Annotated in this window: 22 protein-coding genes and 1 riboswitch; of the genes, 11 read left to right on the plus strand and 11 right to left on the minus strand. The window is 71.6% G+C overall.

The annotated features are described in order from the left end of the window. The first annotated feature begins 81 nt into the window (after positions 1-81). Complete coding sequence (locus G537_RS0100760) at positions 82-1,455, plus strand: Nramp family divalent metal transporter (RefSeq protein WP_051247604.1); 1,374 nt, start codon at positions 82-84, stop codon at positions 1,453-1,455. On the opposite strand, the gene G537_RS0100765 is transcribed toward G537_RS0100760, so the two are convergent. Both G537_RS0100765 and cysE read right to left on the minus strand, forming a co-directional pair. Further along, the gene (locus G537_RS0100765) at positions 1,442-2,257 is read right to left on the minus strand and encodes an arylamine N-acetyltransferase family protein (RefSeq protein WP_026868491.1); all 816 of its coding nucleotides are present in this window, start codon (positions 2,255-2,257) and stop codon (positions 1,442-1,444) included. The genes G537_RS0100760 and G537_RS0100765 overlap by 14 nt on opposite strands. A 53-nt stretch (positions 2,258-2,310) precedes the next feature. Further along, positions 2,311-3,168, minus strand: a complete 858-nt coding sequence (gene cysE, locus G537_RS0100770; RefSeq protein ID WP_051247606.1) for a serine O-acetyltransferase — start codon at positions 3,166-3,168, stop codon at positions 2,311-2,313. A gap of 244 nt (positions 3,169-3,412) precedes the next feature. On the opposite strand from cysE, the gene G537_RS0100775 reads away from it, so the two are divergent. Beyond that, a complete protein-coding gene (locus tag G537_RS0100775) occupies positions 3,413-4,345 on the plus strand; it encodes a 2-hydroxyacid dehydrogenase (RefSeq protein WP_026868493.1) in 933 nt (310 codons plus the stop codon). An 11-nt stretch (positions 4,346-4,356) separates the two neighbouring features. Here G537_RS0100775 and G537_RS35755 read toward each other — a convergent pair whose 3' ends face one another. Next, a complete protein-coding gene (locus tag G537_RS35755; protein WP_034850314.1) occupies positions 4,357-5,541 on the minus strand; it encodes an MFS transporter in 1,185 nt (394 codons plus the stop codon). A 99-nt stretch (positions 5,542-5,640) separates the two neighbouring features. On the opposite strand from G537_RS35755, the gene G537_RS0100785 reads away from it, so the two are divergent. Beyond that, positions 5,641-6,543 (plus strand): LysR family transcriptional regulator, encoded by a 903-nt coding sequence (locus tag G537_RS0100785; protein WP_342665184.1) that lies wholly within the window; start codon positions 5,641-5,643, stop codon positions 6,541-6,543. 12 nt (positions 6,544-6,555) lie between these two features. Here G537_RS0100785 and G537_RS0100790 read toward each other — a convergent pair whose 3' ends face one another. Genes G537_RS0100790 through G537_RS0100800 form a run of 3 tightly spaced genes read right to left on the minus strand, consistent with a single transcriptional unit; the run spans position 6,556 to position 9,198 of the window. Beyond that, the gene (locus G537_RS0100790; protein WP_026868495.1) at positions 6,556-7,419 is read right to left on the minus strand and encodes a C40 family peptidase; all 864 of its coding nucleotides are present in this window, start codon (positions 7,417-7,419) and stop codon (positions 6,556-6,558) included. Continuing rightward, positions 7,416-7,772, minus strand: a complete 357-nt coding sequence (locus G537_RS0100795) for a MarR family winged helix-turn-helix transcriptional regulator (RefSeq protein WP_026868496.1) — start codon at positions 7,770-7,772, stop codon at positions 7,416-7,418. Before G537_RS0100795 ends, G537_RS0100790 begins: the two co-directional genes overlap by 4 nt. Positions 7,773-7,812: 40 nt before the next feature. Beyond that, positions 7,813-9,198, minus strand: coding sequence for a leucyl aminopeptidase family protein (locus G537_RS0100800; RefSeq protein WP_026868497.1), 1,386 nt, complete (start codon positions 9,196-9,198; stop codon positions 7,813-7,815). Positions 9,199-9,289: 91 nt separating this feature from the next. On the opposite strand from G537_RS0100800, the gene G537_RS0100805 reads away from it, so the two are divergent. Beyond that, a complete protein-coding gene (locus tag G537_RS0100805; RefSeq protein WP_026868498.1) occupies positions 9,290-9,934 on the plus strand; it encodes a glutathione S-transferase family protein in 645 nt (214 codons plus the stop codon). Between the two features lie 153 nt (positions 9,935-10,087). Here G537_RS0100805 and metA read toward each other — a convergent pair whose 3' ends face one another. From metA to G537_RS0100825, 4 genes are all read right to left on the minus strand, one after another. After that, positions 10,088-11,008, minus strand: coding sequence for a homoserine O-acetyltransferase MetA (gene metA, locus G537_RS0100810; RefSeq protein WP_026868499.1), 921 nt, complete (start codon positions 11,006-11,008; stop codon positions 10,088-10,090). Positions 11,009-11,054: 46 nt separating this feature from the next. Further along, a riboswitch (SAM-I-IV-variant riboswitch) is annotated at positions 11,055-11,161 on the minus strand. A gap of 89 nt (positions 11,162-11,250) precedes the next feature. Then, a complete protein-coding gene (locus tag G537_RS35760; protein WP_034850316.1) occupies positions 11,251-12,303 on the minus strand; it encodes a TAXI family TRAP transporter solute-binding subunit in 1,053 nt (350 codons plus the stop codon). A 10-nt stretch (positions 12,304-12,313) separates the two neighbouring features. Then, the gene (locus G537_RS35765; protein WP_064742051.1) at positions 12,314-13,606 is read right to left on the minus strand and encodes an MFS transporter; all 1,293 of its coding nucleotides are present in this window, start codon (positions 13,604-13,606) and stop codon (positions 12,314-12,316) included. A 136-nt stretch (positions 13,607-13,742) separates the two neighbouring features. Next, positions 13,743-15,368: a cell wall hydrolase gene (locus G537_RS0100825; RefSeq protein WP_026868500.1), complete on the minus strand. Its 1,626-nt coding sequence runs from the start codon at positions 15,366-15,368 to the stop codon at positions 13,743-13,745. Between the two features lie 218 nt (positions 15,369-15,586). Between G537_RS0100825 and G537_RS0100830 the strand changes: the two genes are divergently transcribed. From G537_RS0100830 to G537_RS0100860, 7 genes are all read left to right on the plus strand, one after another. Beyond that, positions 15,587-16,066, plus strand: a complete 480-nt coding sequence (locus G537_RS0100830) for a hypothetical protein (RefSeq protein WP_051247608.1) — start codon at positions 15,587-15,589, stop codon at positions 16,064-16,066. A 13-nt stretch (positions 16,067-16,079) separates the two neighbouring features. Next, positions 16,080-17,036, plus strand: a complete 957-nt coding sequence (locus tag G537_RS0100835; RefSeq protein ID WP_026868502.1) for an alpha/beta hydrolase — start codon at positions 16,080-16,082, stop codon at positions 17,034-17,036. After that, positions 17,033-18,016, plus strand: a complete 984-nt coding sequence (locus G537_RS45535) for a pseudouridine synthase (RefSeq protein WP_081688504.1) — start codon at positions 17,033-17,035, stop codon at positions 18,014-18,016. The genes G537_RS0100835 and G537_RS45535 overlap by 4 nt, the downstream gene beginning before the upstream one ends. Before the next feature lie 111 nt (positions 18,017-18,127). Then, a complete protein-coding gene (locus tag G537_RS35775; protein WP_034850320.1) occupies positions 18,128-19,873 on the plus strand; it encodes an ABC transporter ATP-binding protein/permease in 1,746 nt (581 codons plus the stop codon). Between the two features lie 160 nt (positions 19,874-20,033). Beyond that, positions 20,034-20,357 (plus strand): ArsR/SmtB family transcription factor, encoded by a 324-nt coding sequence (locus G537_RS0100850; protein ID WP_026868503.1) that lies wholly within the window; start codon positions 20,034-20,036, stop codon positions 20,355-20,357. Next, positions 20,354-20,893 carry an SRPBCC family protein gene (locus G537_RS0100855; RefSeq protein ID WP_026868504.1) on the plus strand — a complete coding sequence of 180 codons (540 nt, stop codon included), beginning with the start codon at positions 20,354-20,356 and terminating at the stop codon, positions 20,891-20,893. Before G537_RS0100850 ends, G537_RS0100855 begins: the two co-directional genes overlap by 4 nt. A gap of 23 nt (positions 20,894-20,916) precedes the next feature. Then, positions 20,917-21,282 (plus strand): VOC family protein, encoded by a 366-nt coding sequence (locus G537_RS0100860; protein WP_026868505.1) that lies wholly within the window; start codon positions 20,917-20,919, stop codon positions 21,280-21,282. A 198-nt stretch (positions 21,283-21,480) separates the two neighbouring features. Here G537_RS0100860 and G537_RS0100865 read toward each other — a convergent pair whose 3' ends face one another. Then, on the minus strand, positions 21,481-22,215 hold the full coding sequence (locus G537_RS0100865; protein WP_026868506.1) for a FadR/GntR family transcriptional regulator: 735 nt from the start codon (positions 22,213-22,215) through the stop codon (positions 21,481-21,483). Positions 22,216-22,295 lie beyond the last annotated feature (80 nt).

Consider the following 22,295-nt stretch of genomic DNA (forward strand, 5'->3'; position numbering starts at 1 on the left):
GGCTACATTATGCGGAGTGGGGAGATCGATCGAGCAGGAAGCTTCGGCCGCTGCGCGGCAGCGGAGAGGGAAAAAGTGCGCATGATGAGAAGCGACATCGCCGCCCAGGAGATTGCCCCCCAGGGCAGTGCCGCCGGATCCGGCTGGCGCACCGAACCGGCCGCCCCGAGCCTGCCCGAGGTCCACCGCAGCATCGCCGTGCCGCGGGGCGTGGGCTGGTTGCGCAAGCTGTTCGCCTTCGTCGGCCCCGGCTATCTCGTCGCCGTCGGCTACATGGACCCGGGCAACTGGGCGACCGACCTGGCCGGCGGCTCGGCCTTCGGCTACACGCTGCTGTCGGTCATCCTGTTGTCGAATGTGATGGCGATCCTGCTGCAGGCGCTGGCCGCCAAGCTGGGCATCGTCACCGGGCGCGACCTGGCCCAGGCCTGCCGCGACCACTATTCGCGGCCGGTCGCCGTGGCCCTGTGGCTGCTGTGCGAGATCGCGATCATCGCCTGCGACCTGGCCGAGGTGATCGGCACCGCGATCGCGCTGCAGCTGCTGTTCGGCATCCCGCTCTTGTGGGGCGTCGTGCTGACCGCGCTCGACGTCATGGTGGTGCTGTACCTGCAGAACCGCGGCTTCCGGCACTTGGAGGCTTTCATCGTCGGCCTGATGGTGATCATCGCCGGCTGCTTCCTGGTCGAGCTGATCCTGGCCCAGCCGGCGATCGCCGAAATCGCCCGCGGCTTCCTGCCCTCGCCCGAGATCGTCGCCAATCCGGAGATGCTGTACATCGCCATCGGCATCATCGGGGCGACGGTGATGCCGCACAATCTGTACCTGCACTCCTCGATCGTGCAGACCCGGGCCTATGACCGCGGCGAGACCGGAAAGCGCGAGGCGATCCGCTACGCCACCATCGATTCGACCGTGGCCTTGATGTTCGCCCTGTTCATCAATGCCGCGATCCTGATCCTGGCCGCCGCCGCCTTCCACACCACCGGCCGGACCGAGGTGGCCGAGATCCAGGACGCCTATCAGCTGCTGGCGCCGGTGCTGGGCGTCGGCATCGCCAGCACCCTGTTCGCGGTGGCGCTGCTGGCCTCCGGCCAGAACTCAACCCTGACCGCGACCCTGGCCGGGCAGATCGTGATGGAGGGTTTCCTGTCGATCCGGCTGAAGCCCTGGCTGCGGCGGCTGATCACCCGCGCCATCGCCATCGTGCCGACGGTGATCGTGACCGCGCTCTACGGCGAGAGCGGCACCGCCCAGCTGCTGGTGCTGAGCCAGGTGGTGCTGAGCCTGCAGCTGCCCTTCGCGGTGGTGCCGCTGGTCGCCTTCACCAGCGACCGCGCCAAGATGGGCGCCTTCGCCAACCCGGCCTGGCTGAAATGGACCGCCTGGGCGGTGTCGGCGGTGATCATCGTGCTCAACGTCAAGCTGCTGTTCGACTGGGTCACGGGGGCGTAAACAGCCGCGCCAGAGCCTGTTCGAGCCCATCCGGCAGGGTCAGGCCGAACACCTCCGCCAGCACCGCCCTCACCTCCGCCGCATCCCGCAGCGTGCGCCGCTCGGTGCCGCCATCGAGGCGATGCACCGCGTATTCGGTGTTGCGCAGGGCATGGCGGCGGCCCTCCTCCGGCCGGGCGGCGATCAGCCCGGTGACGAAATGCGAGGTCGGATGGGTGGCGAGGTACCAGTTGGCCGCCTCGTAATCGACCGGCCACTGCTCCTGCTGGTCGAAGCGGTACAGCGTCCGCCATTCCCCGCCGGTCTTCGCCTGCAGCTTGAGGTCGCGGTCGACCGGCACCAGCCGGAAGGGTTCATGTGGCGTCGGCTGCTCGATCCCGGGCTCGAGGCGCAGCACGCCGGTCAAGGTCTGGCCGCCGAAACCGACATCGACGATCCGGGCCCCGTCGTCGAGATCGACCCGCAGCAGCATATGGCCGCGCGGGGTGATCTGGTCCTCCGCCTGCCCCCACAGCACCCGGGCGGCATGGCCGGCGACGCGGAAGCCGATGGCGAGCAGCGCCTGGCGCAGCAGCAGGTTCTGCTCGAAGCAGTAGCCGCCACGGCCGCCAGCCACCAGCTTGCGCTGCAGCGCGGCCGGGTCGAGCAGCGGCGGCCGGCCCAGGAACGGGTCGAGATTCTCGAAGGGGATGGTGCAGGCGTGACGGAAGACCAGCGCCTGCAGGGTCGCGAGATCCGGCGCGACCGGGCCGTCATGGCCGATGCGGCGGAGATAGGCGTCGAGATCGAAACTGTCGGTCATGGCGGCTCCCCCTCCCCCGCGGCGCGCGAGAAGGGGAGCCTAACCCAAGGCGGTCAGATCACGAAGTCGATGCCGGGGGGCACCGGGATCGTGTGATCCATGGTCAGGGCGGGCAGTGGCTCCGTACACGAGCCGACGATGCGGGCGGGGACGCCCACTGCGGTCCGGTGCGGCGGCACCGGGGCCAGCACCACGCTGCCGGCGCCGATCTTGGCGCCCTCGCCGATCTCGATATTGCCGAGGATCTTGGCGCCGGCGCCGATCAGCACCCCGTCGCGCACCTTCGGGTGGCGGTCGCCGCTTTCCTTGCCGGTGCCGCCCAGGGTGACGCCGTGCAGGATCGAGACGTCGTTGCCGACCACCGCGGTCTCGCCGATGACGACGCCGGTGCCGTGGTCGATCAGCAGCCCCCAGCCGATGCGGGCGGCGGGATGGATGTCGACCCCCATGCTCTCCGACACCCGGCTCTGCAGGAAGCTGGCGAGGGCGTGGCGGCCCTGGCCGAGCAGCCAGTGGCCCACCCGGTACCATTGCAGCGCGTGGAAGCCCTTGAAGAACAGGAACGGCGTCAGGTGGTTGCGCGCCGCCGGGTCGCGGTCCTTGATGGCGTCGAGGTCGAGCACGGCGTGGGCGGCGATCGCCGGGTCGGCGCGCATCGCCTCGGTCGCCAGCGCCAGCAGCCGGTCATGGCAGGCGGTGTCGCATTCCAGCTTGGTGGCCAGCAGGCGGGCGAGCGCATCGCTGAAATCGGCGGCGCCCAGCACGATGCGTTCGACGACCGGGGCCAGGATCGGCTCCTGCCGCGCCAGGATCGCAGCGGAATCGCGCATCAGCGCGAAGACCTCGGCGCCCTTGTCGAATGCATACGGACCGGCGGCATCGGCCTTCCGCGCCAGGACAGTGTCGGGCATGGCCTCTTCCCCTTTGCCGGGCCGGGCGGCGGGGAGCTCCACCCGGCAACGATGACCTTCCGGATGAGATAGGCCTTCACCGGCCGCTTGTCATCAGCGGAGATAAATTCTTCTCCATATACAATTTTGTTGCGCAAATATAAGTGTCTCAACATATGTTTTTTGTAATCAGAAGATCTTGCCGGATCGTGCGGGATCGGGCATGCGCTGGGCCGATCTCGAATTGCAAGCCCCGGAGCGCGCCATGCCCGTCGCCGTCTTCGCCTCGGCCACCGACGATCCCGCCCAGTGGCTGCCGGCGCTGCGCGCGGCGATGCCGGCGCTGGAGGTCCGGGTCTGGCCCGAGATCGGCGATCCGGCCGAGATCGACTACGCCATCGTCTGGAAGCCGCCGGCCGGGATGCTGGCCGGGCTGCCGAACCTCAAGGTGATCTACTCCCTCGGCGCCGGCATCGACGCCATGCTGCGCGACCCGACCCTGCCGGCCGATGTGCCGCTGGTGCGGATGGTCGATCTCAGCCTCACCGAGGGGATGATCGAATATGTGGCGGAGCAGGTGCTGGCGATCCACCGCCAGGCCCGGACCTACCGCGCCCAGCAGGCGGCCGGGCTGTGGCGGCAGCACGACCAGCGGCTGGCCCGCGACGTCACCGTCGGCATTCTCGGCCTCGGCACTCTGGGCGGCGCCGCGGCCCGGGCGCTGAAGGCGCTGAACTTCCGGATCGTCGGCTGGAGCCGCACGCCGAAGGCGGTCGAGGGGGTGGAGGGCTTCGCCGGGGCGGCGCAGCTCGACGCCTTCCTGGCCCGGTCCGAGATCCTGGTCTGCCTGCTGCCGTTGACGGCGGAGACCGAGGACATCCTGGACCGGAAGCTGTTCGCCGCCCTGCCGCGCGGCGCCTGGGTGGTCAATGCCGGCCGCGGCCATCACCTGGTCGACGCCGACCTGATCGCGGCGCTCGATTCCGGCCATCTCGCCGGCGCCGTGCTGGACGTGTTCCGGACCGAGCCGCTGCCGCCGAACCACCCGTTCTGGACCCATCCGAAGGTGATGCTGACCCCGCACGTCGCCGCCAACAACAACGCGGCATACGCGACGCTGCGCCTCGCCGAGCAGATCGCCCGCTTCGAGCGCGGCGAGCCGATGGAGGACGTGGTCGACCGGTCACGGGGGTACTGACCCCCGGCCGGTCACGACGTCGCCCGGCGCAGCGTCGACAGCAGGGCGAGCGCGGCGCAGAGCGCCCCGGCGGCGAAGGCGGCGGAATAACCGAACCGCGCCACGACCAGCCCGATCATCGGCCCGGTGGCGGCCAGCCCGACGTCGAAGAAGGCGACATAGGCCCCCAGCGCGGCGCCGCGGCTGGCCGCCGGCACGCGCTTCACCGCCTCGACCCCGAAGGAGGGGAAGACCAGCGAGAAGCCCGCCCCGGTCAGGAAGGCACCGGCCAGGGCCACCTGCGGCACCGCGGCCGCCCACAGCAGCAGCAGGCCCAGGACCTGGACGGCCAGGGACCCGGCGGCGACCCGGGCGCCGCCGAACCGGTCGGGGAAATGCCCGAACAGCAGCCGCGCCAGGATGTAGGCGCCGCCGAAGGCGCTGAGGGCGAAGCCGGCGCCGCCCCATCCCTCCGCCTGGAAGTCCAGGGCGATAAACGCGGAGATCGCGCCGAAGCCGACCGAGGCCAGGGCCAGCCCGGCGCCCTGCCACCAGATCATCCCCACCACCCGCAGGAAGGGCAGGCGCCCCCCGCCCGTCCCGCGCACCGCCGGCAGCGGCATCGCGACCAGCGCGGCCAGCACCGCCGCGGCGACGACGGCGCCGGCCACCGCGCCGAAGCCGCCCCAGCCGCGCAGTGACAGTCCGGCCGGGCCGCCCGCGGCGACGGCGCCGTACATCGCGATGCCGACCCAGACCATGGCCCGCCCGGCCCGCGGCCCGCCGACCGCGGCGATGCTCCAGGCCAGCCCGCCCGTCATCATCAGCCCCTCGCCCAGGCCGGCCGCGGCCCGGCCGAGCAGCAGCAGCGCGAGGCCGATCCGCGGATCGGCCGCCAGCGCCGCGCCGGCGTAGAGCAGCCCGGACAAGGCGGCGCCGGCCACGCCGACCAGCACCGCGATCTTGCCGCCGTGCCGGTCGCACAGCCCGCCGGCCCAGGGCCGGCTCAGCAGCGTGACCGCCGGCTGCAGCGCCACGGCCAGGGCCACCGCGAGCGGGCCCTGGCCCAGCGTCTCATGGACGTGGACCGGCAGCGCCGCCAGCGGCAGGCCGATGGTGCCGTAGCCGAGGAAGATGATCAGGGCGAAGGGCAGCAGCTGCAGGGCCACACCGGACGGGGCGGCGGCAGCGTCAGGCGAAGCGGTGGAGGAGGACATGGCGGATCTCCTGTTCAACGGGTCGGGCCGAAGCTGGCCTCGCGGAGATATGCTTTCCAGTGCAATCATCTGACTTTATAGTTGCGCCTGATGCACTCCATGGATCTGAACCTGCTGGTCGCGCTCGATGCGCTGCTGGCCGAAGGCAGCGTCGCCGGTGCCGCCCGCCGGATGAATTTGAGCGCGCCGGCGATGAGCCGGACGCTGGCCCGCATCCGCCACGCGATCGGCGACCCCGTGCTGGTGCGCGCCGGCCGCCGGCTGGTGCCGACGCCGCGGGCGATCGAGCTGCAGGGCCGGGTGCGGGCGGTGGTGGAGGATGCGCAGACGCTGCTGCGGCCGGAGGGCGCCGCCGACCCGTCGATGCTGGAGCGGAGCTTCACCATCCGGGCCAGCGACTACGCCGCCGGCGTGTTCGCGGCCGGGCTGGCCGCGGCCGCGGCGCGGCAGGCGCCCGGCGTCACCCTGCGCTTCGCCGACCAGGGCCGGGAGGACGTCAACGCGCTGCGCGAAGGCCGCATCGACCTCGACATCGGCGTGCTGGGCGAGACCGGGCCCGAGATCCGTGTCCAGACCCTGCTGCAGGACCGGTTCGTCGGGGTGGTGCGGGAGGGCCATCCGCTGCTGCGGGGCGAGATGACGGCCGAGCGCTTCGCCGCCGCGCCCCATATCAGCGCGTCGCGGCGCGGACGCGCCCGCGGGCTGATCGACGACGCGCTGGAGCGGCTCGGCCTCTCGCGCCGGGTGACGCTGGTGATGCCGAGCTTCTACGCCGCCCTGTTCACCGCCGCCTCCTCCGACCTCGTCGCGGCGCTGCCGCTCGCCGTCGTCGCGCGCGCCGCGGCGCTGGGGCTGGCGGTCAGGGTCTTCGAGTTGCCGGTGACGGTGCCTGCGGTCACCATCACCCAGGCCTGGCATCCGCGCTTCGACAAGGATGCCGGCCACCGCTGGCTGCGCCAGCTGGTGCGGACGACGATCGCGGAGGCGGCGGAGCGGCGGTGACGCCCCGGCCAGCTACCCGAACCGCCGCACCGCGACGATGCCCCTGCCCTCCTCCACCGCGACGCGGGCGGCGACCTCGCGCACCGGGTCGAGCGAAACGGCCATGGCCCGGGCATTGGCGTGGATCAGGGTCTCGCCGTCGACCATCAGCCCGACATGGCCGGGGAAATAGACCAAGTCGCCGCGCCGCAGCCCGGCGCTCTCATCCGATCCCACCAGCGTCCCGGCGGTCTGCACCTGGCGGTAGGTGTCGCGCTCGATGGCGATGCCGGCCGCGGCGCAGGCGAGCTGGGCCAGGCCGGAGCAGTCGATGCCGAGGCTGGAGCGGCCGCCCCAGAGATAGGGCACGCCGAGGAAGCGCTGCGCCGTCGCCACCACGTCCGGCTCGACCGCGTCGAGCGGGCCCAGCGCCACCTCCGGCAGCCACCCGCCCGGCTCGCCGGCCTCGCGGATCCGGGCATAGCCCTTCACCGTCTCCACCACCTCGACCGGGCTGCGGAAGCTGAGGGCGCGGATCGGCGGGCGCTTGAAGTCCGGCGCGGGATAGAGGAAGGCGCGGAAGGCCCGGATCCGATGCGTCGGCGCGGCGATCCGGTCGGTCAGCGCCGCCGCCTCGACATAGCCGATATAGCCGTCGGCGGTCAGCTGGCCCCAGGCCCAGCCGTCCTTCACCTCATAGACCGTGATGGTCTCGCCGTAGAGCATCTCGGTCGCCTGGCCGAGCGCGGCGTCGGGCGCCGAGCGCATCGGCACGATGCCGCGGATCGCCTGATGCAGCGTGCCGGCGGCGTAGCGCTCCGCCGCATGGATGCCGCGCAGGCTCTCGGCCGCCAGGTCCGGCCGCCAGGGCACCAGGTTGCGGTCGGGCGTGCTCATGCCACCGCGCTGATCATGCTGGCCGCCTGCCGCACCAGATCGGCGAAGCCGTCGAGATAGGCCTGGCCGGCCTCGGTCCGCTCGATCAGCACGTTGCGCCGGTCCGCCGGGTCGACGGTGCGCCGGGTCAGGCCCAGCTCGCCCAGCCGGTCGAGCGCGCGGGTCACCGCGGGCTTGGAGATGTGCAGGGTCGAGGACAGGCCGCGCACCGTGTGCGGCGCCGGCGTCAGATAGATGGTGAGCAGCAGCGCGATCTGCCGCGACGACAGGTCCGGCGCCTCGCGCCGGACCGCCGCGGTCAGGGCATGGCGCCACAGCTCCAGCGCCTGGTGCGAGGTCAGCGCGACGGTCATGCCGTCCTCTCCCTCGGCAGCGACGGGACGATCGATCGGATCAGCGCCGGCCTCCAAAACGCTCCTCCAGCAGGGCGTAGACGGCCCGCATCGTCATCGCCTCGCCACCCTTCGGCCGGCCCGGGCGGTCGCTGCCGTTCCAGGCATAGAGGTCGATATGCACCCAGGGCACGCCCGGGGCCACGAAGCGCTCCAGGAACAGTGCCGCGGTGATGGCGCCGCCGAAGCGCGTGTCGGGCGCGTTGTTGACGTCGGCGATGCCGGATTTCAGCAGCCGGTTGTAGGGCTGCCACAGCGGCAGGCGCCACAGCGGATCGTCGACCCGGCGCGACGCCGCGGCCAGCGCGTCGGCGGTGGCGTCGTCGTTCGAGAACATCGCCGGCAGGTCGGTGCCGAGCGCGACCCGCGCGGCGCCGGTCAGGGTGGCGAAGTCGACGATGATCTCGGGCTTCTCCGACGACGCCTCCTCCAGCGCGTCGCACAGCACCAGGCGCCCCTCGGCGTCGGTGTTGCCGATCTCGACCGTCAGCCCCTTGCGGCTGCGATAGACGTCCATCGGCCGGAAGGCGTCGCCGGACACCGCGTTCTCGACTGCGGGCACCAGCACGCGCAGCCGCACCGGCAGCTGCGCCATCATCACCATTCGCGCCACGCCGAGGGCATGCGCGGCGCCGCCCATGTCCTTCTTCATGAGCAGCATGTTGCCGGCGTCCTTCAGGTCGAGGCCGCCCGAATCGAAGCACACGCCCTTGCCGACCAGCGTCACCTTCGGCGCCGACGGGTCGCCCCAGGTGATGTCGATCAGCCGCGGCGCCCGGCTGGAGGCGCGGCCGACGGCGTGGATCAGGGGATAGTTGCGGGTCAGGAGGTCGTCGCCGACGGTGACGCTGAACTGGGCGCCGAACTCCTTGGCCAGCGCCTCGGCCGCGGCGGCCAGCTCGGCCGGGCCGAGGTCGTTGGCCGGGGTGTTGACCAGGTCGCGCACCAGGGTGGTGGCGCTGGCCGCGCGCTCGACCGCCGGGCGGTCGGCCGCCTTCGGCCAGACCAGCCTGGCCGAGACGCGTTCCGGCCCCTTGTAGCGGCCGAAATGATAGCCGCCGAGCGCCCAGCCGAAGGCGGCGGCGGTCGCGGTCGCGGCTTCGGCCGAATCATCCAGCGCGTAGGTGCCGGCCGGCAGGGAGGTCGGCAGCTCGGCGAAGGCCCAGGGATCGGCCGCGGAATCGAGTCCGACCAGGATCGCGTCGACCCGGCCGCCCTCGACCGGCAGCGCCAGGGTGCGGCCCGATTCAGCGCCGAAGCCGTGCGCCTCGGCCCAGGCGCGGTGCGCCGGCGTCGCGGCGGCGCGCCAGCCCTCCAGAGTCGCCTTGGTGAGGGGAATCAGAGAGACGGTCTCTCCCTCGGCGGCATCGACCAGATTCGGCAGCACGGCGCAGGCCTTCTTGCGTTCGGAAACTCGGGGCGGCACACCATGCTCCAGCCCGTTTCCCTTGCCAACCCCTCAGCCGGAGCGGACCGCCATGCCCGACCTGCGCCTCGTCATCGGCAACAAGCGCTACTCCTCCTGGTCGCTGCGGCCCTGGCTGGCCCTGGCGCATCACGGCGTCCCGTTCGAGGAGATCCTGATCCCGCTGTACCGCGAGGGGTCGAAGGAGGCGATCCTGCGCCATTCGCCGAGCGGCAAGGTGCCGACCCTGATCGACGGCGGGACGACGGTCTGGGACAGCCTGGCGATCCTCGAACACCTGGCCGAGCGCTTCCCGGAACTGGCCCTGTGGCCGCAAGACCCGGCACGCCGGGCGCTGGCGCGGTCGATCTCGGCGGAGATGCACAGCGGCTTCGCGGCCCTGCGCAACGAGCTGCCGATGGACCTGGCGCCGCCTGACCCCGGCAAGACCCGCGGCGATGCCGCCGAGGCCGACATCGCCCGCGTCGCCGCGATCTGGCGGCAGTGCCGCGAGGCCGCCGGCGCCGAAGGCCCGTTCCTGTTCGGCGCCTTCGGCGCGGCCGACTGCATGTATGCGCCGGTGGTGCTGCGCCTCGACCGCTACCGGGTGCCGCTCGACCCGGCCTGCCGGGCCTATGCCGACGCGATCCTGGGCCTGCCGGCGATGCGGCGCTGGGTCGAGGCGGGGATGGCCGAGCCCTGGGTGCTGACGTTCTGATATGTCGCCCCTCCAATCGCCTTCGCAACCGTCATTGCGAGCGTAGCGAAGCAATCCAGGGGCCGCTCGCATCGGCCCTGGATTGCTTCGTCGGCTTCGCCTCCTCGCAATGACGATCAGAGGCGACGCTGCAAACCGCCGGTCGGCCCGGCCTCAGCCCCTGCCGATATCGCCGACGTCGAACGGCGTGGTCTGGTAGAGCTGGTTGATCCAGTTGCCGAACAGCAGATGCGCGTGGCTGCGCCACCGGTTCTGGGGCTTGCGCTCGGGGTCGTTCCCCGGGAAGTAGTCGTGCGGCAGGGCGATCGGCTTGCCGGCCGCGACGTCCCGGAAATACTCGTCGCCGAGCGTGTCGGTGTCGTATTCGACATGGTTGAACATGTGGAGCGACCGCCGGCCCGGATCCTCCAGCAGGCACAGCCCGGCCTCGTCCGACTCCATCAGCACCTTCATGCCGCTTTCCGGCGGGATGTCCTCGCGCCGCGTCTCGGTCCAGCGCGACACCGGGATGGTGAAATCGTCCGAGAAGCCGCGCAGATAGGGCGAGGCCGGTTCGACGATGCGGTGCCGGTAGACGCCGAACTTCTTCTGGGGCAGCGCATGCTTGGGCACGCCGTGGAAATGGTGCACGGCCGCCTGGGCGCCCCAGCAGATGTTGAAGCAGCCATGGACGTTGGTCTGCGTCCAGTCGAAGATCCGGCGCAGCTCGTCCCAGTAGGTCACCTGCTCGAACGGCATCGTCTCCACCGGCGCGCCGGTGACGATGAAGCCGTCGAACTTCTCGGTCCGGACGTCCTCCCAGTCGCGGTAGAAGGACAGGATGTGGTCGCTGGGCGTGTTGCGCGGGACGTGGCGGGTCATCTTGACCAGCGTCAGCTCGACCTGCAGCGGCGAGGCGCCGAGCAGCCGGGCGAACTGGGTCTCGGTCTTGACCTTGTTCGGCATCAGGTTCAGCAGGCCGATCCGCATCGGCCGGATGTCCTGGCGCACCGCATCGGCCTCGAGCATCACCATGACGCCTTCCGCTTCGAGGACGGAGCGGGCGGGCAGGTCGTTCGGGATCTTGATCGGCATTTGGCTTCGGTCTGTTCCACGTGTCGCGGGGCAGGACCGAGTGTGGAAGGACCCGTTTGGTTGTCGGTTCGACCACATCCTCCCTTGCGGGAGCGCCACCTTGCTCGGGGAAGCAGGTTGGCGTCGGGCAATGCCCAACTCCTGATGCATCACCCGTTGTAAGGGGTCGGCCGGATCTTTTCAATCGGCGAACCGAAGCCGTCTCCGGCGCGGAAGCGACCGCACGCCCGGCGCGCCGCCCGTCAGGGCGTGGCCCTGGCCGGCAGGCTCAGCATCGCGTGCTCGGCATAGTAGCGGGCGGCGCCCGGATGCAGCGGCACGCCCAGGCCACGGGTGGCGCCTTCGAGCGCGACCTCCTTGCCGCGCGGATGGCCCCCCGCCAGCAGCTCCAGCGTCGTCTTCTGCCACAGCGCCCGGGTGATCTCGTACACCGTGGCCTCGGCGATCCGGTCCGCGACCAGCCAGATCGCTCCGACCGACAGAGTCGGTACCGCGGCGGCGCTGCCCTCGTAGCTGCCCGCGGGAATCGGCTCCTGGGTGAAGAACGGCACCTTGGCGACCAGCGCCTCGGCCTCCGGCCCCTCGATCGGCAGCAGCCGGACCGGCCGCCGCCGGGCCAGGTCGGCGATCACCCCGAGCGGCGGGCCGCCGGTCATCACCATGGCGTCGAGCCCGCCCTCCGCCAGGAGGTCGGCGGACGGCTCCGGCCGTTCGTAGACCTCGGTCACATCCGTCTGCTTGAGGCCGTAGGCGGCCAGGATCAGGCGGATGTCGTAGATCGTGCCGGACCCTTCGGCGCCGACCGAGACGCGCTTGCCCTTGAGGTCCGCCACCGACCGCACCGGGCTGTCGGCCGGCACCACGATGTGGACGAATTCGGAGAAGAGATAGGCGATGGCGCGCAGGCCGGTCACCGGCGGCTGCCCGGCGAAGGGCCCCTCGCCGGTATAGGCGGCGAAGGCCACGTCGGCCTGGGCCAGGCCGGAATCGAACTCGCCGTCGCGGATCCGGCGGATGTTGTCGATCGAGCCGGCGCTGGCCTGGGCCACCGCGATCAGGCCGGAGACGCCGCAGCTGCCGCCGGCGCTGCCGCAGGGCGGCAGGCCGGGCGGGCCGGAGATGGCGCCGGCGAGGATGCCGCCGATCGGGAAATAGGTGCCGCCGGTGGTGCCGGTGCCGATCCGGAAGAAGACCGGGTCCTGCGCCCGCGCCGCCCCCGCCCCCCCGAACCCCGCCGCAGCCAGCCCGGCGGCGGGGAGGACCCTGGAAAGGAGACGGCGGCGGGTGAGCGGCATGGCGGGTCCCCTAGGCGGCGTCGCGCATGGTCGGTGGCGTCTCGTCCGGCGCGCGCGGGTCGAGCTCGACGGCGACCGGCGTGGTGGTCGGCACGGCGACGAAGCTGCCCTGCTCCTCGTTCGGCTTCGCCACCCGCCGGGTCATCCGGTAGATCGTGAACAGGGCCAGCACCGCCGCGACCGCGCCGGTCCAGGCGAACAGGCCGGCCGGGCCGAACAGGCCCATGACCCGGGACGCCGCGATCGGGCCGAGAACGGCGCCGGTGCCGTAGCACAGCAGCAGGCCGGCCGCTGCCGGCACCAGCTGCTCCGGCGTCATGAAGTCGTTGGCGTGGCTGAGGCTGAGCGGATAGATGGCGTAGGACAGGCCGCCGAAGGCCGCGAGCAGCACCAGCAGCAGGGTGAGCGACAGGCCGCCGAGGATCGCCAGGGCGGCACTGACCACGGCGAGGGCGAGGGCGATGCTGAGGATCACCTGGCGGCGATCGAACCGGTCGGACAGCCGGCCCACCGGGTATTGCAGCAGGAATCCGGCGAAGATCGCCGTCATCATGAAGCCGGCCACCCATTCCGCCGAGGGGTCGACGGTGCGGGCATAGACCGGCCCCATGCCGGAGAAGGCGGCGCTGATCAGCCCGACCGAGAAGCAGCCAGCGACGCCGAGCGGCGAGATCGCGGTCAGCCGGCGCAGGCCGAAGCGCTGGACCTTGATCACCGGCGGCGTCTCCACCGGGGTCAGCGACAGCGGCACCAGGGACAGCGACACCAGCATCGCCACCACCGAGAACAGGGCGAAGCCGGCCGGGTCCATCGCCGTCAGCCAGGGCTGCGACAGGCCGAAGGCGGTGTAGTTCACCGCCATGTAGGACGACATCACCCGGCCGCGCACCGCGTTCACCGCCCGGGCGTTCAGCCAGCTTTCGATGATCGTGAACAGCACCGCCATGCTGATGCCGGCGATCAGGCGCAGCGCCGCCCACACCACCGGGTCGACCCACAGCGCGTGGACGAGCGATGTCGCCGAGGCGATCGCGGCGAAGGCGGCGAAGGTGCGGATGTGGCCGACCAGCAGCACGATCCGGGGGCAGATCAGGGTGCCGAGGGCGAAGCCGGCGGAATAGAAGGCCAGGACCAGCCCAATGGTGCCGACGTCGAAGCCGTCGAGATCCATGCGCACCGCGACCAGCGTGCCGAACAGACCGTTGCCCATGATCATGATCGCGGCGCTGAGCAGCAGCGGCGCCACGGCTAGGAGGACCGAGCCGAGGGACGGCGTTGGAGAAGCGGAGTCGGTGGCGGCCATCACGTCCGTTCTAGGTCGGCCGAAGGGCCGGGGCCAGGGAAGATTCGTGACGATTTTGGGGCAGGCCGGCCCGTCGGCGCCGGCCTGCAGATAAGGTGGGGCGGAGGGGCGAACGGACCAGCCCCGCCGCCCGGGATCAGCCGCCGCGCTTCGGCCGGTAGAAGACGTGGTCGCCGATCGCGGCCGTGCGGCGGAAACGGTTGGTCCAGGCCGGCATGCCGCGGCCCAGCGCCCGCATGGCCGCCGGAGCCAGGAAGTACTGCGCGCCGTCGGTCGGGTCATCGGCGAAATAGCCGTCCAGCATCTGCCAGACCACGAGGCGCGCGGTGCGTTGCAGGATCTCGTCCTGGGCGCTCAGCGGCGCCGGAAACTGCGGCATGCCGCCGCTGCGCACCGCCTTGGCGAAGGCGCGGAAGCGCGGGCGCTGCAGCGGCTCGAACTGGCCGGGATCGGCCAGGACCTCGCAGGGCGAATCGCCGAAATCGTTCACCACGGCGATGCGGTTCATCACCACCCAGACCACCGCGGCCATGCCGCGCGTGCCCTGGTTGCCGGCCTCGGTATAAGCGGTGAAGGCGAGGCAGCGCAGCGCGCGCTCGGCCTCCTTCGGTTCGGCCGGCAGGGGCACGCCGCCGATCGACAGCGGCTGTTCCCCGTGGCGCCGCAGCAGCGGCGACGGCTGGTCGAGCGCGGTGCCGCGGCCGGAGACGAAGATGCTGCAGGCGAGGTCGCCCGGGCCGCAGCCGGTCAGGCGGCGGCCGGCGCCGTCGGCCTCGGCGCCGCGCAGCCAGGATGCGCCGCCCGGCTCGATCAGCGACACGGCGCGGGCCAGGGCGACATCCAGCCGCTCCGTTACATCCGGCTCGGGCCGATCGACCCGCAGCAGGGACGAGCGCGACCGGGCCCAGACCGGCGCGGCGCCCGGCATGGCGGGCTGCACCGCGGATACCGCATCGGCCGCCACCACCGCCTGCCCCGATCCGGAGGCCACGGCAGGCTGGGATGGAACGGGATCGGCAGTCGCCGGCGCCACCGCAGCCACCGGCGCGATCGACGAGGGCGGCGCGGCCGCGATCTCGGCCAGAAGATCCGCCGCCGGCGCCAGAGAGGCGACGACCACGGGTTTCGGCTCGCTCGGCGCGGCGTCGATCAGCGCCGCGGTGCCGGGGTGCACCGCCGCCGGAGGGGAGGCGGGCGCCACCGGCGTGGTTTCCGCCCGTCCCTCGGCCGAGGCGAGGGGCGGCTCGCTGGTCACCTGCACCGGCGGCACTGCGACCGGCAATCCGGCGGGGGGCGGCAGCGGGTCGGCCAGGCGCGCCGGCGCATCGAGGCGCTCGGCCTCGGCGCCCGGGCCCGGCAGGCTGACCGGCACCAGCACGGGCGCGGCCTCCTGCGGCTGCGGCGCCGGGCGCGTCACCTCCTGCAGGGCGCCGGCCCAGGGATCGAGCGGCGCCTGCGGCGGCTCGGCGAAGCGCGGCACCGCGGCGAAGGCGGAGCCGAACAGGACCTGCAGCGGACTGGGGTCCGGCGCCGGGGCCGGCGGGGGCGCGGCCTCGGCCAGACGCCGCGAGGTGGCGACCGCCGGCTGCGGCCGCGCCTCGGCCGGATCGACCAGGCGCGCGGGTTCGACCGCGATCCCGGCGAGATCGACGGCAACGACGGGCGGCGATGACAGATGCGCAGAGTCGATCGCGATGGCGCCGCCCAGGGCAATGACCCCGGTCAGAGCGATCGACAGAAGAAGGAGACCCTTCGACGTCATGCCCGCCTCCCCCACGGCTGCCGCGCGGGGCGGAGCCCGTCCGGGCGCAATCCGCCCGGCGTCGCCGGGAGACGGGGCAACGTTCTGCGCCGGCGATCGGGCCCGGGAACGTTCTCAACGAACCGCGGAACACCGACCGCCCAAGTGCATTTCATTGCGGTCACGAGGGGCGCGGGTATCATGGCGTGCCCTACGAGTCCAGACGTACGGAAGGCCATATGTCCCGCAAAACCGCTGAAAACCGCCGTTTCGCCTGGGTTCGCCCGGCACGCTTTTTCGCTTTTTTTGTCGCGATTGCCACCTTTCCGGCCCTGGCGCAGGACAAGCCCGCCGCCGAGTCGGCCCCGAAGGAGGCGATCGACATCGAGCTGAACAAGCTCGAACCCGGCAACAACGGCTGCCGGGCCTTCATGGTCATGCACAACGGCACCGCCCGCAGCTACAGCAATCTGCAGCTCGACCTCGTGATCTTCGATCCCAAGGGCATCATCGTCGACCAGCTGGCCGTGGACATGGCGCCGCTGAACGCGGGCAAGACCATGGTCAAGGTGTTCGAGATCGCCGGTCATGACTGTGGGAATTTCGGTCGTGTCCTGCTGAACGATGTGCTGACTTGCAAGGCGGGGGAGGCAGCGGTCGAACACTGCATCGATCTTTTGGTTCCCTCCAGCCGAGCGACGATCGGTTTCATCAAGTAAAGAAGGCCAGATCATGGCGGTGGATCCGCAGATCGCCCGCATGCTGGAGCGGATCGTCGCCATCACCGGCGACACGCCGCCGACCGAGCGGCTGTCCCCGGCCGAAGCGCGCCGCAGCATGGCCTCCGTCCTGCCGCTGCTGAACGAGCACGCGCCGCCGGTCTCGCGGGTCGAGAACCGCACCCTGCCCGGCCCGGCGGGACCGATTGCCGCACGGCTCTACGACCCCGGCACTTCCGGCACGAGGGGGTCGCCTTCGCCGGCGATCGTCTACATCCATGGCGGCGGCTGGGTGCTGTGCGACCTGGACAGCCATGACGGGGTCTGCCGCGAGCTGGCGCTGCGCTCCGGCCTGAATGTGGTCAGCATCGGTTACCGGCTGGCGCCGGAGCATCCGTTCCCGGCCCCGCTGGAGGATTGCGTCGCGGCGGTGCGCTGGCTCGCCGCCCAGGGCCGCGGCTGGGGCATCGACCCCGACCGGCTGGTGATCGCCGGCGATTCCGCTGGCGCCAACCTCTCGCTCGCCACCCTGCTGTCGCTGCGCGACGCCGGCGAGCGGCCGCTGCGCGCGGCGGCGCTGGTCTATGGCGTGTTCGCGCCCGACCACGACACGCCGTCACATCTCGCCTATGGCGGCGACGACCGCTACTTCCTGTCCACCGCCGAGATGGAGTGGTTCTGGCGCCACTACGTTCCGGCCGGCACCGACCGGCGCACGCCGCTGGCCGCGCCGCTCTACGCCGACCTCGCCGGCCTGCCGCCGCTGTACCTGACCGCGGCGGAGTACGACTGCCTGAGAAGCGACACCGAGCAGCTGGCCTACCGCCTGGCCGTCGCCGGGCAGCCGCACGAGTACCGGCTGTGGCGCGGCATGATCCACGCCTGCCTGCACATGGCCGGCAATGTCGAGGCGATGCGGGCCGAGATCGACCATCTGGCCGCCTTCCTGCGCCGCCAGGCCGCGGCATGAGCCGCCCCCCGCGTCCGCCGAAGGGCCGCGGCCGGCAGCCGGGCGGCCCGGCCGAACCGCGCTCCGGCAAGCCCCGCCGGGCCGGCGCCGCGAAGCGGGGTCAGGCGCCCCGCACCTCGGCCCCCGCCAAGGCAGGCAAGGCGCCGAAACCGCGGACCATCCGCCCGGCGCCGAAGGCCGATCCCTATGCCGATGTGCCGGAATGGCGCTGGACCGGCGACGAGCCGGAGGCCGACCGTCCACCGCGGCGCGGCCGCCCGCGGCAGGCCAAGGCCGCGGAGGAGCCGGCGCGTCCCCAGGCGCGCCCCGCCAGGCCGGCCGGACAGGCGCCCCGCCGAAGGGTGGATGCCGAGCCGCCGCCGCGCGAGCGCTGGCGCGAGGAGCGGCGCAAGCGCCCGACGCCGGAGCCGGACCAGTGCCGCTACGTCGCCTTCCACAAACCGTACGGCGTGCTGAGCCAGTTCACGCCGGAGGGGCGCTGGCGCGGCCTCGGCGAGTTCGGCCTGCCGCCAGGGGTCTATGCCGCCGGCCGGCTGGACGCCGACAGCGAGGGGCTGCTGCTGCTGACCGATGACGGGCCGCTGATCAAGCGCCTCCTGGACCCGAAGCACGGCCATCCGCGCACCTATCTGGCCCAGGTCGAAGGCGAGCCGGACGAGGCGGCGCTGGCCGCCCTGGCCGCCGGGCCGGTGCTGGCGGACGGTCCCACCCGCCCCTGCGAGGTCGAGCTTCTGGCGGAGGAACCCGAGCTGCCGCCGCGCGACCCGCCGATCCGGTTCCGCAAATCGGTCCCGACCGCCTGGCTGCGCCTGACCCTGACCGAAGGCCGCAACCGCCAGGTGCGGCGGATGACGGCGGCGGTCGGCCACCCGACCCTGCGGCTCGTCCGCGTCGCGATCGGCGACCTCACGCTGGGCGAGCTGGCGCCGGGGACCTGGACCGCGGTGGACCGGAACGAAATCCTGTCCGGCCTCCGCTGATAACGCCCGGATTACTGGAAACTTACGTGAAATTCACGGGTGCGGCCCGCCCCCGGGGGATATCACGGTTGCAGTCGCAGCCGAGGATCCGCCGGGCGGCGGATGCACCCGATGAAGCAGAGCACGCGCCGGTTCTGGAAGGACCTCTTCGCCCTCCTGATGCCGTTCTGGCGGTCGAAGGAGAAGTGGCCGGCGATCGGGCTGCTGGCCGCGGTCCTGGCCCTGACCTTCGGCACCGTCTACCTCAGCGTCCAGTTCAGCTACTGGCGGAACCGCTGGTACACGGCGCTGCAGAACTATGACGTCGCCACCTTCTGGCACGAGATCATGATCTTCGCCGGGCTGGCGACCGTCTGGGTCCTGGTCAACGTCTACAACGCCTATCTCAACCAGTGGCTGCAGATCCGCTGGCGCCGCTGGATGACCGACCACCTGATCGGCGAGTGGCTGCAGGACCAGGCCTATTACCGGCAGCAGCTGACCGGCAGCCCGACCGACAACCCGGACCAGCGCGTCTCCAGCGACATCCAGCTCTTCGTCGGCAGCACGCTCAGCCTGGGCATCGGCTTCCTCGGCAACTTCGTCAACCTGCTCTCCTTCCTGGCGATCCTGTGGGGCCTGTCCGGGACGCTCACCATCCCCCTGTTCGGCACGGAGATCGTGATCCCGCACTTCATGGTCTGGGCCGCGGTCGCCTACGCCGTGATCGGCACCGTGCTGACCCATTGGGTCGGCCGGCCGCTGATCGGCCTGAACTTCCAGCAGCAGAAGCGCGAGGCGGATTTCCGCTTCGGTCTGGTCCGGTTCCGCGAGAACACCGAGGCGGTCGCGCTCTATGGCGGCGAGGCCGGAGAGCGGCAGGGCCTGCTGCGGCTGTTCGGCAGCGTCATGGAGAACTACTACGCGCTGATGCGGCGGCAGAAGCTGCTGGGCTTCCTGACCTTCGGCTACAGCCAGGCCTCGGCCGTCTTCCCCGGCATCCTCGCCGCCCCGCAGTATTTCTCGCGGGCCTTCGAACTCGGCGGCTTCATCCAGACGGTCCAGGCCTTCGGCAACGTCCAGGATTCCCTGTCCTGGTTCGTCACCGCCTACACCGACCTGACCGAATGGAAGGCGACGGTGGACCGCCTCACCGGCTTCCGCCGCAGCATCCAGGAGGCGCAGGCCCAGGCCAGGACGACCGAGATCCGGGTGGCGGCCGAGCCGCGCGCCGACCTGGCCGTCGACTCCGTCCGGCTCACCCTCCCCGACGGCCAGCCGCTGATCGAGGGCCGGGGCCTGACCGTCCGCCCCGGCGACCGGCTGCTGCTGACCGGCCCGTCCGGCGCCGGCAAGAGCACGCTGTTCCGCGCCCTGGCGGGAATCTGGCCCTTTGGCCGGGCCAGCATCCGCATCCCGAAGGACGCGAAGGTGCTGTTCCTGCCGCAGCGCCCCTATCTGCCGCTGGGCACGCTGCACGCCGCCGTCGCCTACCCGGCCAGGCCCGAGGAGGTGTCCGCCGGGGCCGCGGCGGAGGCGCTGCGCGCGGTCGATCTCGGCCATCTGGTGCCGGCGCTGGAGCGAGAGGAATCCTGGGCCCGGCGCCTGTCGCCGGGCGAGCAGCAGCGCCTGGCGATGACCCGAGCAATCCTGATGAAGCCGGGCTGGCTGTTCCTCGACGAGGCGACCAGCGCGCTGGACGAGGCGACCGAGCAGCGGATGTTCGCGCTGCTGCGCGACCGGCTGCCCGGCACCACCTGGCTGACCATCTCGCACGACCCCAAGGTCGCCGCCTTCCACGACCGCCGCTGGCGGATCGAGACGGACGGCACGGCGCCCGCACGCCTGGTCGAGGTGCCCGCGGCCGCGGCGGCCTGAGGGGAACCTTCCCCGGACACCCTTTCGCCATTGCGAGGAGGCGAAGCCGACGAAGCGATCCAGGGGCCGGAGCGAGCGGCCCTGGATCGCTTCGCTGCGCTCGCGATGACGGAACTATTTAAGCGTTGACTTATTTAAGTGATACCTTCATAAAAGAGCCATGCACGCCTTCGCCGCCCTCGCCGACCCCACCCGGCTTCGGATCGTGGAGATGCTGGCGGCGGGGGAGCGCAGCGCCGGCGAGATCGCCGCCGAATTCGCGATGAGCGGGCCGGCGGTCTCCCAGCACCTCAAGGTGCTGCGCGAGGCCGGGCTGATCACCGTCCGGGTCGAGGCGCAGCGGCGCATCTATGCGCTCGACCCCAAGGGCTTCGACGCGCTGGACGAGTGGCTGCGCCGCATCCGCCGCTTCTGGGGCGGCCGGCTGGACGAGCTGGAGCGGCAGCTGCGCGCCGCCCCTTCCGACACGGGAGAGACGTCATGACCGATTACGGCACCATCACTGCCCCCGGCGAGGTCCGGTTCGAGCGGCTGCTGCCCGGCCCGATCGAGCGGGTCTGGGCCTATCTGACGGAGTCCGACAAGCGCGGCACCTGGCTCGCCCGCGGCGCCGTCGAGCTTCGCGTCGGCGGCCAGGTCGAGATGCACTTCCTGCATTCCGAGCTGTCGCCGCTGCCGGACGAGATCCCGGCCAAGTACAAGTCGCTGGAGAAGGGCGCCAGCTTCACCGCCCGGGTCACGCGCTGGGAGCCGCCGCGGCTGTTGAGCCACAGCTGGCCCGAGCCGTCCGGCGGCGAATCGGAGGTGACCTTCGAGCTGACGCCGCAGGGCGAGGACGTTCTGCTGGTGCTGACCCACCGCCGCATCACGCCGGAGAAGATGGTGAGCGTCGCCGGCGGCTGGCACACCCATCTCGGCATCCTGGTCGACCGGCTGCACGGCCGCGTGCCGCAGCCCTTCTTCATCACCCACACGCGGCTGGCGGGGGAATACGAGAAGCGCATCGCCGCGGCCAGCTGACAATCCCGATCGGAGGAACCGCCATGTCCCCGTCCTTCGCCGGCGGCCGCAACATCGCGCTGAAGGTGCCGCCGCACCAGTACGACGCCACCGTCCGCTTCTACCGCGACGTGATCGGCCTGAAGCCGCTGGACAACCATCCGCCGGCGGTCGGTTTCCAATTCGGCGCCAACCAGCTGTGGATCGACCGCGTCGACGCCCTGAGCCAAGCCGAGCTGTGGCTGGAGATCGTGGCCGACGACGTGCCGAAGGCGGCCGAGCATTTCGCCGCCTCCGGCGTCGCCCGTCGCGACGAGATCGAACGCCTGCCCGACGGCTTCGAAGGCTTCTGGATCTCGGATCCCGCCGGGATCATCCACATCGTCTCGGGAGAGCGCAGCCAGTATTGAAAGGCCAGCTTGCCGCCGGATCCGCCGGCGCGAGCCCCCTCACCCTCCCGTCGCTTCGCGCCGGGCCCCTCCCTCTCCCCAAGGAGAGGGAAAGGAAAAGCGCCGTTCCATCACCTCTCCTCGGGGAGAGGTCGAAATCGCGGCACGCGATTTCGGGTGAGGGGGCGGCGCCGGCCCATCCGCCTGAGCGCCCCTCCCTCACGCCCCCTTCGGCTCCGTCGTCAGCGGCAGCAGCCGGGCGTGCGACGCCTCCAGCAGCCGCGCCATCGCCGCCGCCGCCGCCTCCGGCTCCCTTCCGATGATCGCGGTGCGGACCGCGTCGTGCAGCGCCACGTCCTCGCTCGGCCGCGCGGCGTGGCGCTGCAGCATCTCCGACGACACCCGCAGCGCCGACTTCACCGCGGCGCCGATGGTCACGAACAGGCCGTTGTGCGAGGCGTTGATGATGGCGAGGTGGAACTCCAGCGCCGCTTCGGACGACACCTTCACCGGCTGCTTCTCCTCATAGGCGCGGGCCAGCTGCTGGAAGTGGTGCTCGATCGCCGCATGGTCCTCGGCGGTGCCGTCGCGCGCCGCCAGGTGCGAAGCCCGCGGCTCGAAGCACATCCGCATCTCGAAGATGTCCTCGACGATCTTGGCGTCGAACTGCGCCTGCAGCCGCCAGGCCAGCACGTCGCGGTCCAGGAGGTTCCATTCGCCGAAGGGCAGCACTCGGGTGCCGGTCTTCGGCGACACCTCGATCAGCCGCTTGCCCGCCAGGCTCTTGATCGCCTCGCGCAGGGTGGTGCGGCTGACGCCGTAGGTCTGGCACAGCTCGCTCTCGATCGGCAGGGAATCGTTCGGCCGGAACTCGCCGGAGACGATCCGCATCCCCAGGCTGTTCGCGACCTGGGAGCTCATCGTCCCGACCAGGACCATCTCTCGTTCCAGCATCCGACCGTCTCCGCCCATGCCCTCTTTTATCGAATAGGCCGGGGAAGCCCCGGTTGACAAAACCCGTCGATCGCCCCGAT

The organism is Inquilinus limosus DSM 16000, from assembly GCF_000423185.1.
Taxonomy (GTDB): domain Bacteria; phylum Pseudomonadota; class Alphaproteobacteria; order DSM-16000; family Inquilinaceae; genus Inquilinus; species Inquilinus limosus.